General features: G+C 74.0%; 10 protein-coding genes. 6 read left to right on the forward strand and 4 right to left on the reverse strand.

Annotated elements, in window-relative coordinates; genetic code table 11:
* Positions 1–13: 13 nt before the first annotated feature.
* The gene (locus ASG49_RS13385) at positions 14–1111 is read right to left on the reverse strand and encodes an acetamidase/formamidase family protein (RefSeq protein WP_056542674.1); all 1098 of its coding nucleotides are present in this window, start codon (positions 1109–1111) and stop codon (positions 14–16) included.
* Between the two features lie 207 nt (positions 1112–1318).
* Between ASG49_RS13385 and ASG49_RS13390 the strand changes: the two genes are divergently transcribed.
* From ASG49_RS13390 to ASG49_RS13400, 3 genes are all read left to right on the forward strand, one after another.
* Positions 1319–2713, forward strand: coding sequence for an NAD-dependent malic enzyme (locus tag ASG49_RS13390; RefSeq protein WP_056542676.1), 1395 nt, complete (start codon positions 1319–1321; stop codon positions 2711–2713).
* A gap of 151 nt (positions 2714–2864) precedes the next feature.
* Positions 2865–5594 carry a DEAD/DEAH box helicase gene (locus tag ASG49_RS13395; protein WP_056542678.1) on the forward strand — a complete coding sequence of 910 codons (2730 nt, stop codon included), beginning with the start codon at positions 2865–2867 and terminating at the stop codon, positions 5592–5594.
* The gene (locus tag ASG49_RS13400) at positions 5587–6303 is read left to right on the forward strand and encodes a hypothetical protein (protein WP_056542680.1); all 717 of its coding nucleotides are present in this window, start codon (positions 5587–5589) and stop codon (positions 6301–6303) included. The genes ASG49_RS13395 and ASG49_RS13400 overlap by 8 nt, the downstream gene beginning before the upstream one ends.
* A gap of 147 nt (positions 6304–6450) precedes the next feature.
* On the opposite strand, the gene ASG49_RS13405 is transcribed toward ASG49_RS13400, so the two are convergent.
* Genes ASG49_RS13405 through ASG49_RS13415 form a run of 3 tightly spaced genes read right to left on the reverse strand, consistent with a single transcriptional unit; the run spans position 6451 to position 9442 of the window.
* Positions 6451–7002: a TetR/AcrR family transcriptional regulator gene (locus ASG49_RS13405; RefSeq protein ID WP_056542682.1), complete on the reverse strand. Its 552-nt coding sequence runs from the start codon at positions 7000–7002 to the stop codon at positions 6451–6453.
* On the reverse strand, positions 6999–8159 hold the full coding sequence (locus ASG49_RS13410) for a homoserine O-acetyltransferase (RefSeq protein WP_082534129.1): 1161 nt from the start codon (positions 8157–8159) through the stop codon (positions 6999–7001). Before ASG49_RS13410 ends, ASG49_RS13405 begins: the two co-directional genes overlap by 4 nt.
* On the reverse strand, positions 8156–9442 hold the full coding sequence (locus tag ASG49_RS13415; RefSeq protein WP_056542684.1) for an O-acetylhomoserine aminocarboxypropyltransferase/cysteine synthase family protein: 1287 nt from the start codon (positions 9440–9442) through the stop codon (positions 8156–8158). Before ASG49_RS13415 ends, ASG49_RS13410 begins: the two co-directional genes overlap by 4 nt.
* A 186-nt stretch (positions 9443–9628) precedes the next feature.
* Here ASG49_RS13415 and ASG49_RS13420 point away from each other — a divergent pair, with 186 nt between their 5' ends.
* Genes ASG49_RS13420 through ASG49_RS13430 form a run of 3 tightly spaced genes read left to right on the forward strand, consistent with a single transcriptional unit; the run spans position 9629 to position 14052 of the window.
* Positions 9629–11203, forward strand: a complete 1575-nt coding sequence (locus ASG49_RS13420; RefSeq protein ID WP_056542687.1) for a carboxyl transferase domain-containing protein — start codon at positions 9629–9631, stop codon at positions 11201–11203.
* A gap of 16 nt (positions 11204–11219) precedes the next feature.
* Positions 11220–13154, forward strand: a complete 1935-nt coding sequence (locus tag ASG49_RS13425) for a biotin carboxylase N-terminal domain-containing protein (RefSeq protein ID WP_156384364.1) — start codon at positions 11220–11222, stop codon at positions 13152–13154.
* Positions 13147–14052, forward strand: coding sequence for a hydroxymethylglutaryl-CoA lyase (locus ASG49_RS13430; RefSeq protein ID WP_056542691.1), 906 nt, complete (start codon positions 13147–13149; stop codon positions 14050–14052). The genes ASG49_RS13425 and ASG49_RS13430 overlap by 8 nt, the downstream gene beginning before the upstream one ends.
* The last annotated feature ends 17 nt before the right edge of the window (positions 14053–14069 follow it).

The following is a 14069-nucleotide window of genomic DNA, read 5'->3' on the forward strand; positions in this document are numbered from 1 at the left end:
CTCATCGGGTCGCTCACCGGTCGACCCGTGCGAAGTCCGCCTTGCGGATCCGGGCGTGCACGCCCTTGACCACGTCGACCACCTGGGAGATGTCGAAGTCGGTGGCCGCCGAGAGGTAGGCCAGGGCGAGCCCCGGGTCCATCCCCCACCTCGCCTGCAGCAGCCCGATCGCGGCCCGCACGCAGTCGGCCACGGCGAGGTCGAGGTCCTCGTCCATGCCGGTCGGCACCAGGTGCTCGGCGGTCTCGGCGAGCGGTCCGGCCAGCTCGCCGAAGCGGCGTACGGCGTCCTCGTGGGGCACCACGTCGAGCCGCAGCGTCGCCCGCAGCGAGGCCTCCATCGCGGTCAGCGCCACCTCGCCGTCGCCCTGCGCGAAGTGGGGGTCGCCGACGTAGAAGCCCGCCCCCGGCACCTGGACCGGCAGGTAGAGCGTCGCGCCGACGGTCAGCAGGTTGATGTCGATGTTGCCGCCGTGGGGGCCGGGCGGCACGGAGTGCGGCCGGTCGTCGCTGGCGACCGCGACGCCCATGATGCCCAGGAACGGGTGCAGCGGGAACTCCACGAGCCGCTCGCCGCCCGGCACCAGCGGCAGCTGCCCCCGCGTGCCGGTCTCGTCGACCGAGGCGAAGGCGCTGACGACCGGCTGCCCGTCGCGGGGGAACTCCCCGGGCAGGGCGCCCTTGCCGTGGCGGTTGGAGACCACGCCGTACGGCACCCGCGGCAGCGTCTCCAGCACGGTCACCGCCAGCAGGTCACCCGGCCGGGCCCCCTCGACGTGGACCGGCCGCGAGACGACGTGGGGGCCGTCGACACCGAAGGTGCGGGGGTGGGTGCGCTCGTCGGTGGCGCACAGGGCCACCGCGTCGGCGAGCACGTGCGCGACGTCGTGGGCGCCGAAGAAGGCGCGCGGGTCCCGGCCCTGGTCCTCCAGGATCCCCTCGTGGCTCAGCGTGTCGAAGGTGACCTCGGCGCCCGGCCCGACGCGGGCGACCGCGTCGTCGGCCTGGCACGGGAGCCGGCCCCAGAGGACGTGGCCGGGCGTCGAGGGCACGTACGTCGACCCGCGCAGCGGACCTTCACCGGTGGGCAGCGGGGCGGTGACCGGGCTCATGCCCGGCGACCCTAGGCCCGCCGTGTTTCACCGGTGTTCCGCGCGACCCCGCCGGTCCGACCTGCTGCGCCTCCCGCCGGTCGAGACCGTCGGGACCCCGGCCCGCCCGCCGGTCGAGCCCGTCGAGACCCTTGTGTTCGTAATGTTCTCGGCGTGACGGACCTCACGACTCGCGGGTAACCACCCCCGACGGGCAGGATGCGACCCATGGCTGACAAGAAGCGCAGAGCGGCGACGAGCGGGTCCTACAGCATCACGGTGCGGCTGTTCACCGAGGTCGACCCGGCGATCGTGGGCCAGGTCGCCACCGCCATCGCCGCCGAGGGCGGCATCGTCACCGCGCTCGACGTCGCCGAGTCGCGCCACGACCGGATCGTCTACGACGTGACCTGCTCGGCCACCGACTCCGAGCACGCCGCCGAGATCGTGGACCACCTGCGCAACCTGCAGGGCATCACCGTCCACAAGGTCTCCGACCGCACCTTCCTGCTCCACATTGGCGGCAAGATCGAGGTCTCCTCCAAGGTCCCGCTGCGCACCCGCGACGACCTGTCCATGGCCTACACCCCGGGCGTCGGCCGGGTCAGCCTGGCGCTGGCCGAGAACCCCGGCGACGTGCCCCGGCTGACCATCAAGGGCAACAGCGTCGCCGTGGTGACCGACGGCTCGGCCGTCCTCGGCCTGGGCAACATCGGGCCGGGCGCCGCTTTGCCGGTGATGGAGGGCAAGGCCGCGCTGTTCAAGCGGTTCGCCAACATCGACGCCTGGCCGATCTGCCTGGACACCCAGGACACCGACCGCATCGTCGACGTCGTGGCCGCGATCGCGCCGGGCTTCGGCGGCATCAACCTCGAGGACATCGCCGCGCCGCGCTGCTTCGAGATCGAGCGCCGGCTGCGCGAGCGCCTCGACATCCCCGTCTTCCACGACGACCAGCACGGCACCGCGATCGTGGTGCTCGCCGCGCTCACCAACGCGCTGCGGTGCGTCGAGAAGGACCTCGCCTCGATCCGCGTGGTCGTGGCGGGCGCCGGCGCGGCCGGCACCGCGATCGTCACGCTGCTGCTCGCCGCGGGTGCCGCCGACGTCGTGGTCTGCGACAAGGACGGCGCGCTGGCCGAGGGCGACGAGTCGCTGTCGCCGGCCATGGCCGACCTGGCCTCGCGCACCAACCCGCGCCGCGTCCGGGGCGACCTCAGGACGGCGCTCGAGGGCGCCGACGTGTTCATCGGCGTCAGCGCGCCGGGCGTGCTCCAGGCCGAGTGGATCCCCGGCATGGCCGAGAAGCCGATCGTGTTCGCCCTGGCCAACCCCGACCCCGAGATCGACCCCGCCGAGGCCGCGCCGTACGCCGCCGTGGTCGCCAGCGGCCGCAGCGACTACCCCAACCAGATCAACAACGTGCTGGCCTTCCCCGGCGTCTTCCGCGGCCTGCTCGACGCCCGCGCCAGCGACGTCACCATCGAGATGCTGCTCAGCGCCGCCACCGCGATCGCCGACTGCGTCAGCGCCGAGGAGCTCAACGCCAGCTACATCATCCCCAGCGTCTTCGACTCCAAGGTGCCCAAGGCCGTCGCCCGGGCGATCCAGGGCCTCGACTGACCCTCGCCCCCGCCCGCCCGCACCCCCCTTTCCGGGTACTCCGAGACGAAACGCACCACGTCGGCCCTCCCGGTGGTGCCGATCGTCTCGGACTACCGGACCACCAGCCACACGTCCCGGCGCTGTCGGTGAGCCGGGCTAGGTTCCTCCGGTGAGCTTCGTGCCGTTGCAGGGTCAGGCGACCTGGGTGCCGCAGCAGCCGGCGCGGCTGAGCGAGGTCGAGTTCTCCGGGCCGCGGCGTACCGTCCGGATGCCGCTCAAGGGCGCCATCCCGGTGCTCACCCGGGCCGTCCGCGTCGAGGACGCCCATCCCTCGGTCGGCCTGCTCAGCGGGGCGACGCTGCTGGCGATGCGGCTGGTCGCCGCCGGTCGCGTACGCCGCACCGAGGCCGGCGACGCGTGGCGCATCGGCCCGCTCCAGCCCGACGACGACGACCGGGTCCGGGCGCTGGCCGGCTCCCGCGCCCACGCCGGCACCTCGGTCGACGACGCCGAGCAGCTGATCCGCGAGCTGCTCGACGCCGTGGCCGACACCATGGTCAAGCCGCCGGGCACCGCCGTCGCGCCGACCGAGGACGACACCGGCGGCACCCGCCGGGTGCACTGGTCCGAGCGGCTGGCCGCCCGCGAGGCCCCGACCGAGCCGGAGCCCGACGGCCTGCCCGACCGGGTGCGCATCACGCTGCGGGTCGAGGCGCCCGAGGAGGTGCTCGCAGGCGGCGGGGTCGTGCTGGTGCCGCAGGCCCACGACCTCGACGACGAGACCGTCTTCGTCGACGTCGCCCGGCTGTGGCACGAGGGTCCCGAGGAGCACGGCTTCTCCGCCCGGGCGCGGCTCTCGGCCAGCGTGGCGCTCGGGGAGGCCGCGTCGGCGTGGGAGCCGCTGGGCCGGCTGCTGCGCGAGCGGGTGCCCGAGCAGCTGGTGCTCGACGGCGAGGAGCTGACCGGGCTGCTCGACCACGGCCTCGAGGCGCTCGACGCGGTCGGCATCGACGTGTTCTGGCCCCGCGGGCTGCGCGGCGAGCTGGTCCCGCAGGGCCGCGTCGAGGTCTCCGGGCCCCGCGAGGGGCCCCTGAACGAGGGCCTGTTCGGCCCCGACTCGCTGTTCGGCTTCGACTGGCGGCTCGCGATGGCCGGGCAGCAGCTCAGCGACGAGGAGATGGTCGCGCTCGCCGAGGCCACCACCCCGGTGATCCGGCTGCGCGACAACTGGGTCGTCATCGACCCCCGCGTCGCCCGACGTGCCCGCAAGCGGGTCAAGGCCGGGCTCGACCAGGCCGACCGGGCGATCGCGCCGGCCGCCGCGCTCCAGGCCGCGCTGACCGGCACGCTCTACCTCGACGGCGGGGCGATGCAGGTGCACCCCGGCGCCACGCTGGAGCAGGCCCGGAGGCGCATCGTCGACGCCGCGACCGTGGCCCCGCTGCCCGACCCGCCCGGGCTGCACGCGACGCTGCGCGACTACCAGCGCCACGGCGTGACCTGGCTGGCCGAGCTGACCGGCGCCGGGCTGGGCGCGTGCCTGGCCGACGACATGGGGCTGGGCAAGACCGTCACGCTGATCGCGCTCCACCTCCACCGCCGCGCGCGCGGGCTGCTGGTCGGGCCCACGCTGGTGGTCTGCCCGGCCAGCCTGATGGGCAACTGGGAGACCGAGGTCCGGCGGTTCGCCCCCGGGGTCGACGTACGCCGCTTCCACGGCAGCTCGCGCTCGCTGGCCGACCTCGGCGAGGGGTTCGTGCTCACGACGTACGGCACCATGCGCGCCGACACCTCGGCCGAGACCGGCGGCGACCTGGCCGCCGTGTCCTGGGACCTCGTGGTCGCCGACGAGGCGCAGCACATCAAGAACGCCCGCTCGACCACGGCCAAGAACCTCCGCACGCTGCGCTCGCGCTGCCGGGTCGCGCTGACCGGCACGCCGGTCGAGAACGACCTGACCGAGCTGTGGGCGATCCTCGACTGGGCCACGCCGGGCCTGCTGGGCTCGCGCAACGCCTTCCGCAAGGTGTGGGCCGCGCCCATCGAGAGCGGCGTCGACCCGTCGGTGGCGCGCCGGTTCGCCCAGCTGGTCGAGCCGTTCCTGCTGCGCCGCCGCAAGACCGACCCCGGCATCGCGCCCGAGCTGCCCGCCAAGACCGAGACCGACCACGTCGTCGGGCTGACCCGTGAACAGGTGGTGCTCTACGAGACGCTCGTGCGCGAGTCGATGCGCCGCATCGAGGAGGCCGACGAGGACACCCGCCGCGGCCTGGTGCTGGCGCTGCTGACCGGGCTGAAGCAGATCTGCAACCACCCCGCCCACTACCTGCGCCAGCCCGGCGGCCGGCTGCGCGGGCGCTCCCGCAAGCTCGAGCTGCTCGACGAGCTGCTGGCCACGATCCTGGCCGAGGGCGGGCAGGTGCTGCTGTTCACGCAGTACGTCGAGATGGCCCGCCTCCTCGAGCGCCACCTCGCCGCCGCCGGCACCCCGTCGCTGTTCCTCCACGGCGGCACCCCCGTCGCCGCCCGCGAGCGGATGGTGCGCGACTTCCAGGACGGCCAGGCGCCGGTGTTCCTGCTCTCGCTCAAGGCCGGCGGCACCGGCCTCAACCTGACCCGCGCCGACCACGTCGTCCACGTCGACCGCTGGTGGAACCCCGCCGTCGAGGACCAGGCCACCGACCGCGCCCACCGGATCGGTCAGACCCGGCCCGTCCAGGTGCACCGGCTGGTCACCGAGGGCACCATCGAGGAGCGCATCGCCGAGCTGCTGCAGCGCAAGCGCAGCCTCGCCGACGCCGTGCTCGGCCGCGGCGAGGCGGCGCTCACCGAACTCTCGGACGCCGAGCTGCACGACCTCGTCGGGCTGCGCCGCACCCGTCAGTACCCCGATGCCTGACCCCCTCGTCCTGCCCCGCAGCCCCCGCCGCCGCGGCGCCGTGGCGCGGAGCGACACCTGGTGGGGCCGGGCGTTCGTGCGGTCGTTCGAGGAGCTGGCCCTCGACGTCGGCGACCTCGTCGCCGCCCGGTCGCTGGCCCGGTCGGGCCGGTTCGGCGCGATCGTGGTGCTGGAGGCGATGGCCTCGGCCGTGGTCGACCCCGGCAGCGAACAACCGCTGATGAGCCAGCTCAAGGTGGAGCGGCTCGACGCGCCCGACTGGACGACCTTCGCCCGCGAGGCCGCCCGCGAGAGCGGCTTCACCGCCGCGCTCGAGGTGGGCACGCTGCCCGTCGACCTGGTCGAGCACGCCGACGAGGCCGGCGTCGAGGTGCTGCCCGGCGCCCCCGACCTCGACAGCGCCTGCGAGTGCGACGCCTGGGCGCAGCCGTGCGTCCACGCCCTCGCGCTGCTCTACCTCCTCGCCTGGCACGTCGACCGCGACCCCTACGTGCTGCTCCTGCTGCGTGGCCGCACCCGCGAGGCGCTGCTCACCGAGGTCCACGCCCTCACCGCCGCCGAGGCCGACGACACCGGCGCGGCCGAGCGCGAGGCCGCCCGGGTCCGCGCCGCCCAGGTCCTGGCCCTGGCGCAGGACGCGCCGGGCGGCCACGGCCTCGCCGACGCGGCCGTGGCGGCGTACGACGAAGCGGTCACCCGCCTCCTCTAGCGCGAGCGGGCACTTCTGCACACCCAGGAGATCCCGAGCGGGCACTTCTGCTCACGCAGGGAGCGCCGAGCGGGCACGTCTGCGGGCGCGCATCGGCACGACTGCCCGCTCGGCGTCCGTCCGGTGCGCAGAACTGCCCGGTCGCGGTCAGGCGGGCAGGAGGGCCCTCGCGGCCATGTCCGAGAGCAGGCGGTGCATCTCGGCGCGGTCGAGGAAGGCGCTGTGGGGGGTGGAGTTCAGCAGCCCGAAGCCGGCATGGACCTGGGCCCGGGCCTGCTGGCGCGTCAGGCCGGCGTCGAGGGCGAGGAGCTGGTCGGCCCAGACGTCGACGTAGGCCCGCTGGGTCTCGCGGACCTTCTCGCGGGCCTCGAGCGGGAGCGCCGACCAGTCGCGGTCCTGCACCACGATCAGCGCCTTGTGCTCCAGCGCGAAGGCGACGTGCCAGTCGATCAGCCCCTCCAGGGCCTGCTGCGGGGAGGAGGCGGCGGCGACGCGGCGACGCCCCTCGGCGAGCAGCTCGTCGCTGATGTTGACCAGCATCGCGGCCAGGACGGCGTCCTTGGAGCGGAAGTGGCGGTAGAGCGCCGGGCCCGAGAAGCCGCACGCGGCACCGAGCTCGGCGATGGACACGCCGTGGAAGCCCTTCTCGGCGAACAGCTCCGCCGCGACGGCCAGGATCTGCTGCCGGCGCTCGCTCACCCGGCCGAGGTTATCGCCCGCTCACGGTCCAGCGACGCGCGGACCAGCTCGTGGTAGCCCGGGGGCGCGAGCAGGAACGAGTCGTGCCCGTACGCCGAGGCGAGGTCGGTGTGCTCGCTGGCGACCCCGGCGGCCACCAGGTGGGCGTGGATCCGGGCGGAGTGGGCCGTCGGGAACCGCCGGTCGGAGTCGAAGGAGACCACCTCGAACCGGGTGCCGCCCGCGCGCAGCCGCTCCGCCGCGGCCGGGTCGGCGAACGGGTCGAAGTAGTCCATCACCCGCGTCAGGTGGAGGTACGTCAGGGCGTCGAACCGCTCCAGGAACACCGCCGCCTGGTGGTCGAGGTAGGACTCGACCTGGAAGTCAGTGCCGAGCCGCGGCGGCCCGTCGTCGAGCCGGCGTCGGCCGAACTTGTCCTCCAGCAGCTGCTCGGAGACGTAGCCGACGTGCGCCAGCCGCCGGGCCACGGCCAGGCCGTGGTCGGGGCGCCGGCCGTGCTCGGCGTACCGCCCGCCGCAGAAGTCGGCGTCTCCCGTGATCGCGTGCCGCGCGACCGCCGAGAGCGCGATGTTCTCGGCCGAGAGCAGCGAGGAGGCGGCGACGACCACCGCGCGCTCGAGCTGGCCGGGCGCGTCGATCGCCCACTGCAGCACCTGCATCCCGCCGAGCGAGCCCCCGACCGCGGCGTGCACGCGGCCGAGGCCGAGCCGCTCCAGCAGCCGCCGCTGCACCAGCACGAGGTCGGAGACGGTGAGCAGCGGGAAGTCCGGGCCGTACGCCGCCCCGGTGGCCGGGTCGATCGACTGCGGCCCCGTGGTGCCCTGGCAGCCGCCGAGCAGGTTGCTGCTGACCACGAAGAAGCGGTCGGTGTCGACGGCCCGGCCGGGACCCACGAGGTTGTCCCACCACCCGCGCCGCGCCGGGTCGCCGTGGTGGCCCGCGGCGTGCGCGTCCCCGGTCAGCGCGTGGCAGAGCACCACGACGTTGTCGCGGGCCGCCGACAGCCGGCCGTAGGTCTGGTAGGCGACCTCGACGTCGCGCAGCACCGCGCCCCCGGCGAGGCGCAGCGGGCCGTCCAGGACGACCCGCTGCGTCTCAATCAGCCCGAGACCGAGACCGGGCCCGGGAGTGGGCCCGGGCGTGGGCCCGGTGCTCACTTCGCGGCGGTCAGCGCCTGGTCGAGGTCGCTCAGCAGGTCCTCGACGTTCTCGATGCCCACCGAGAGCCGCACGAGGTCCTCGGGCACGCCGGCCGCCTTGAGCTCCTCGGCGGTCAGCTGCGAGTGGGTGGTGGTGGCGTTGTGGATGGCCAGCGACTTGGCGTCGCCGATGTTGGCGAGGTGGCTGAACAGCTCCAGCGCCTCCACGAACCGCCGGCCCCCGTCGCGCCCCGACCGCAGCCCGAAGCTGACCAGGCCGCCGTACCCACGCCCGGTGAAGACGCGGTCGGCCACCTCCTTCTGCGGGTCGCCCTCCAGGCCCGGATAGCTGACCCAGGCGACCGCGTCGTGCTGCTGCAGGTGCTGCGCCACGGCCAGCGCGTTGCTGCTGTGCCGCTCCAGCCGCAGGTGCAGCGTCTCCAGGCCCTGCAGGAACAGCCACGAGTTGAACGGCGTGATCGCGGCGCCGGTGTTGCGCAGCAGCACGGTGCGCGCCCGCACGATGTAGGCCAGCTCGGCGACGGCGTCGGTCCACACCACCCCGTGGTACGCCGCGTCGGGCTGGGTCAGCCCGGGGAACCGCTCGACGTGCGCCGCCCAGTCGAAGCGGCCGGCGTCGACGATGACGCCGCCGATCGAGGTGCCGTGGCCGCCGATGTACTTCGTCGCGGAGTGCACCACCACGTCGACACCGTGGTCGAAGGGTTTGACCAGGTAGGGCGTCGGGGTGGTGTTGTCGACGACGAACGGCAGCCCCTGGGCATGGGCGGCGTCGGACCACGCCTGCAGGTCGACCACGTTGAGGCGCGGGTTGCCGATGGTCTCGCCGAAGACCAGCTTGGTGCGCTCGTCCACGGCGGCGGCGAGTGCGGCCGGGTCGCCCGGGTCGACGAAGCGGACCTCTATGCCGAACTGCGGGAGCGTGTGGGCGAACAGCGCGTAGGTGCCGCCGTACAGCGTCGAGAGCGCGACGATGTTGTCGCCGGCGTAGGTCAGGTTGAGCACGGAGTACGTCACGGCCGAGGACCCCGAGGCCACCGCCAGCGCACCGACCCCGCCCTCGAGCTGGTTGATGCGGTCCTCGAAGACCGACTGGGTCGGGTTCATGATCCGCGTGTAGATGTTGCCGGGCACGGCCAGCGAGAACAGGTCGGCCGCGTGCTCGGTGTCGTCGAAGACGTAGGACGTCGTCTGGTAGATCGGCACCGCGCGGGCGTTGGTGGCGGGGTCGTGCTCCTCCTGGCCGGCGTGCACGGCAAGGGTCTCGGGGCGGTAGGGCATCGGCTCACTCTCGACGGGGCTGGGCGGAACACCACCATAAAGTCAATCGAGTTACTCCACAATGGGCTGGGTAGTCCCTGACGAACTCGCCCCGGATCGACCCGGACGGGGCCAGAACGTCAGGGACTATCCCCTCGCCCCGCCCCGGTGGCGCCGGGTGTTAACGATCGCTAACCTGACCCGGTGATGTCCTCCCCCGGTGACCTGCGGTCCCTCGTCGACGACCTGCGGGAGCGCACCGAGGCCGTGCGCCGCGGCGGCTCCGAGGCCGCGCGGCGCAAGCACACCGACCGCGGCAAGCTGCTCGTCCGTGACCGGGTCGACGCGCTGCTCGACCCGGGCAGCCCGTTCCTGGAGCTGAGCGCGCTGGCGGCGTACGGCATGTACGGCACCGGCGAGGACGACCTCCTCGCCGTCCCCAGCGCCAGCATCGTCACCGGCATCGGCACCATCGAGGGCAGGCTGTGCGTGGTGGTGGCCAACGACGCCACCGTCAAGGGCGGCACCTACTACCCGATGACGGTCAAGAAGCACCTGCGTGCCCAGGAGGTCGCCCGGGCCAACCGGCTGCCCTGCGTCTACCTCGTCGACTCCGGCGGCGCGTTCCTGCCGATGCAGGACGACGTCTTCCCCGACCGCGAGCACTTCGGCCGGATCTTCTTCAACCAGGCCAACCTCTCGCGCGAAGGCGTTGCCCAGATCGCCTCGGTGATGGGCTCGTGCACCGCCGGCGGCGCCTACGTGCCGGCCATGTCCGACGAGTCGGTGATCGTGCGCGACCAGGGCACGATCTTCCTCGGCGGCCCGCCGCTGGTGAAGGCCGCGACCGGCGAGGAGGTCACCGCCGAGGAGCTCGGCGGCGGCGAGGTCCACGCCCGGCTCTCCGGCGTCGTCGACCACCTCGCCGAGGACGACGCCCACGCGCTCGCGATCGTGCGCTCGATCGTGGCGACGCTGCCCGCGCCCGAGCTGCCGACGACCGCCCCCGTCGAGGAGCCCACCGTCGACCCCGAGGGCCTCTACGACGTGGTGCCGACCGACACCCGCACGCCGTACGACGTCCGCGAGGTCATCACCCGGATCGTCGACGGCAGCCGGTTCGCGGAGTTCAAGCAGCTGTACGCCGAGACCCTGGTCTGCGGCTTCGCGAAGATCTGGGGCCACGACGTCGGCATCGTGGCCAACAACGGCATCCTGTTCGCCGAGTCGGCCCGCAAGGGCGCCCACTTCATCGAGCTGTGCAACCAGCGCCGGATCCCGCTGGTGTTCCTGCAGAACATCAGCGGGTTCATGGTGGGCAAGGAGTACGAGAACGGCGGCATCGCCCGCGACGGCGCCAAGCTCGTCACCGCGGTCGCCTGCTCGGTCGTCCCGAAGTTCACCGTCGTCATCGGCGGCTCGTTCGGCGCCGGCAACTACGGCATGTGCGGCCGCGCCTACGACCCCCGCTTCCTGTGGATGTGGCCCAACGCCCGGATCTCGGTGATGGGCGGCGAGCAGGCCGCGAGCGTGCTGGCGACCGTCCGGCGCGACGGCCTCGAGCGCCGCGGCGAGGAGTGGTCGGCGCAGGACGAGGAGGAGTTCAAGGCGCCGGTGCGCGACCAGTACGAGCACCAGGGCTCGCCCTACTACTCCACCGCCCGGCTCTGGGACGACGGCGTCATCGACCCCGTCGACACCCGCCGGGTCCTCGGCATGGGCCTCGAGGCGGCGGCGCACGCGCCCGTGCCCGACCCCTCCTATGGCATCTTCCGGATGTGAGCCCGAGATGACCCGCATGTTCGACACCGTCCTCGTCGCCAACCGCGGCGAGATCGCGCTGCGCGTGATCCGCACCTGCGACCGGCTGGGCGTCCGCTCGGTCGCGATCCACACCGACCTCGACGCCACCGCGCCCCACGTGCGCGCCGCCACCGAGGCCGTCCGGGTGGGGTCCTACCTCGACGTCGACGAGGTGGTCGCCGCGGCGCAGTCCTCCGGTGCCCAGGCCGTCCACCCCGGCTACGGCTTCCTCTCCGAGCGCGCGGCCTTCGCCCAGGCCCTCGAGGACGCCGGCATCGCCCTGGTCGGCCCCACCGCCGCGGTGATGGAGCAGATGGGACGCAAGGACCACGCCCGCGAGGTGGCGGTCGCGGCCGGCGTGCCGGTCGTCCCGTCGTACGCCGTGACCGACGACCCCGCGACCTTCGCCCTGCCCGTGCTCGTCAAGGCCGCGGCCGGCGGCGGCGGCAAGGGGATGCGCGTGGTCCGCACCGTCGGGGAGTACGCCGACGCCGTGGCCGCCGCCCGCCGCGAGGCGCAGTCGTCCTTCGGCGACGACACCCTCCTGGTCGAGAAGTACGTCGAGCGCGGCCGCCACGTCGAGGTGCAGGTGCTGGCCGACCACCACGGCCACGTCGTCCACCTCTTCGAGCGCGACTGCTCCACCCAGCGCCGCCACCAGAAGGTGCTCGAGGAGGCCCCCGCGCCGACCATCGACGAGGCGGTCCGCGAGCGGATCACCAGCGCGGCCGTCGACCTGGCCCGCGAGGTGGGCTACCGCAACGCCGGCACGGTGGAGTTCCTGCTCGACGTCGACACCGACGAGGCCTACTTCCTGGAGATGAACACCCGGCTCCAGGTCGAGCACCCGGTGACCGAGGCGGTGGTCTCGACGGGCTCGACCGGCGAGGGCGGGTCGACCGGCGGGTCCATCGACCTCGTCGAGCACATGCTGCGGGTCGCGGCGGGCGAGGAGCTGGCGCTGCGCCAGGAGGACCTCCAGCTGCGCGGGCACGCCATCGAGGCCCGGGTGTACGCCGAGGACTCCTTCCACGGCTTCCTGCCGCAGGCCGGCCGGGCGACCCTGGTCCGCTGGCCCACCACGCCGCGCACGCGGGTCGACCACGCCCTGGAGAGCGGCCAGCAGGTCAGCACCTCCTACGACCCGATGCTGGGCAAGGTCGTCGCGCACGGCCCGACCCGCGAGGCCGCCCGGCAGGCGCTGCTCGCCGCGCTCGACGACACCGCGATCCTCGGGCTGACCACCAACGCCGGCTTCCTCCGGGCCCTGGTGGCGAGCGGGGAGTTCCGCGACACCACCATCGACACCGCCTGGCTCGACACCGCCGTCGTGCCCGAGCCTGAGCCGGACGTCGCCCGGGTGTTCGCCGCCTGGACCGACGCGATGCTCGCCGCCGACCACGGCCGCCCCGGGCCCTTCCGCGCCGACGGGTTCCGGCTGGCCGGGGAGAGGGCGCCGTTCCTGGTCCACCTCGACCGCACCGTCCGGGTGCACCGCGACGCCGACGGCCTGGGCGGGACGGTGGACGGCGTGACGGTGCGCCAGCTGCTGGCCGAGCGGCACGTCGTACGCCTCGACCTCGACGGCCGTCGTCACCAGGCCGTGGTGCACGCCGACCGCCACGCCGTCGAGGTGGTCCACCAGGGCCAGCGCTTCGTCTTCGAGCGTCCCGACGTCGCGCTGCAGCACGGGCCCGCCGCGGGCGCCGGCACGCTCACCGCGCCGATGCCCGGCACGGTGCTGGCCGTCGACGTCGCCGAGGGCGACCGGGTCGCCGAGGGCGCGCGCCTCGGCGTGCTGGAGGCGATGAAGATGGAGGTGGCGCTGACCGCGCCCTTCGCCGGCACGGTGACGACCGTCGGCGCCCCGGTCGGCGGCCGGGTCGCGCTGGGCGAGGTGCTCTTCGAGGTGGAGGCCGACGATGACTGACCCCCTGCCCGCGCGGGTGACGATCTACGAGGTCGGGCCGCGCGACGGGCTGCAGAACGAGTCGGCGCTGGTGCCGACGTCCACCAAGGCGGAGTTCGTACGCCGCCTGCTCGCCGCCGGCCTGCCCGTCGTCGAGGCCACCAGCTTCGTCCACCCCCGGTGGGTGCCGCAGCTGGCCGACGCCGCCGAGCTCATGGGCGAGCTCGGGGAGGCCGGGCGCGACCTGCCGGTGCTGGTGCCCAACGAGCGCGGCCTCGACCGCGCCCTGGAGCTCGGCTGCCGCCACGTCGCGATCTTCGGCAGCGCCACGGAGACCTTCGCGCAGCGCAACCTCAACCGCAGCCTCGACGAGCAGTTCGCGATGTTCGAGCCGACCGTGGCCCGGGCCCGCGAGCACGGCCTCGACGTCCGGGCCTACGTCAGCATGTGCTTCGGCGACCCCTGGGAGGGCGACGTCGCGATCGAGCAGGTCGTCGACGTCGGACGGCGGCTCCTCGACCTCGGTGCCAGCCAGCTGTCGCTGGGCGACACCATCGGCGTCGGCACCGCCGGGCACGTACGCCGCCTGCTCACCGCCTTCAACGACGCGGGCGTGCCCGACGACGTGCTCGCGGTCCACTTCCACGACACCTACGGCCAGGCGCTCACCAACGCCCACGCCGCGCTCGAGCACGGCGTCACCACCTTCGACGCCAGCGCCGGCGGGCTGGGGGGCTGCCCCTACGCCGAGAGCGCCACCGGCAACCTCGCCACCGAGGACCTCGTCTGGCTGCTCCAGGGCCTCGGCGTGGAGACCGGCGTCGACCTCGGGGCGCTCGTCGGGACCAGTCGCTGGATGGCGGGCGTGCTCGGTCGGCCCAGCCCCTCGCGCGTCGTGCAGGCCCTCTCCCCTGCCTGATCGCGCCCCCGGCATGA

Origin of the sequence: Marmoricola sp. Leaf446 (assembly GCF_001424755.1) — a bacterium.
Taxonomy (GTDB): Bacteria; Actinomycetota; Actinomycetes; order Propionibacteriales; family Nocardioidaceae; genus Marmoricola.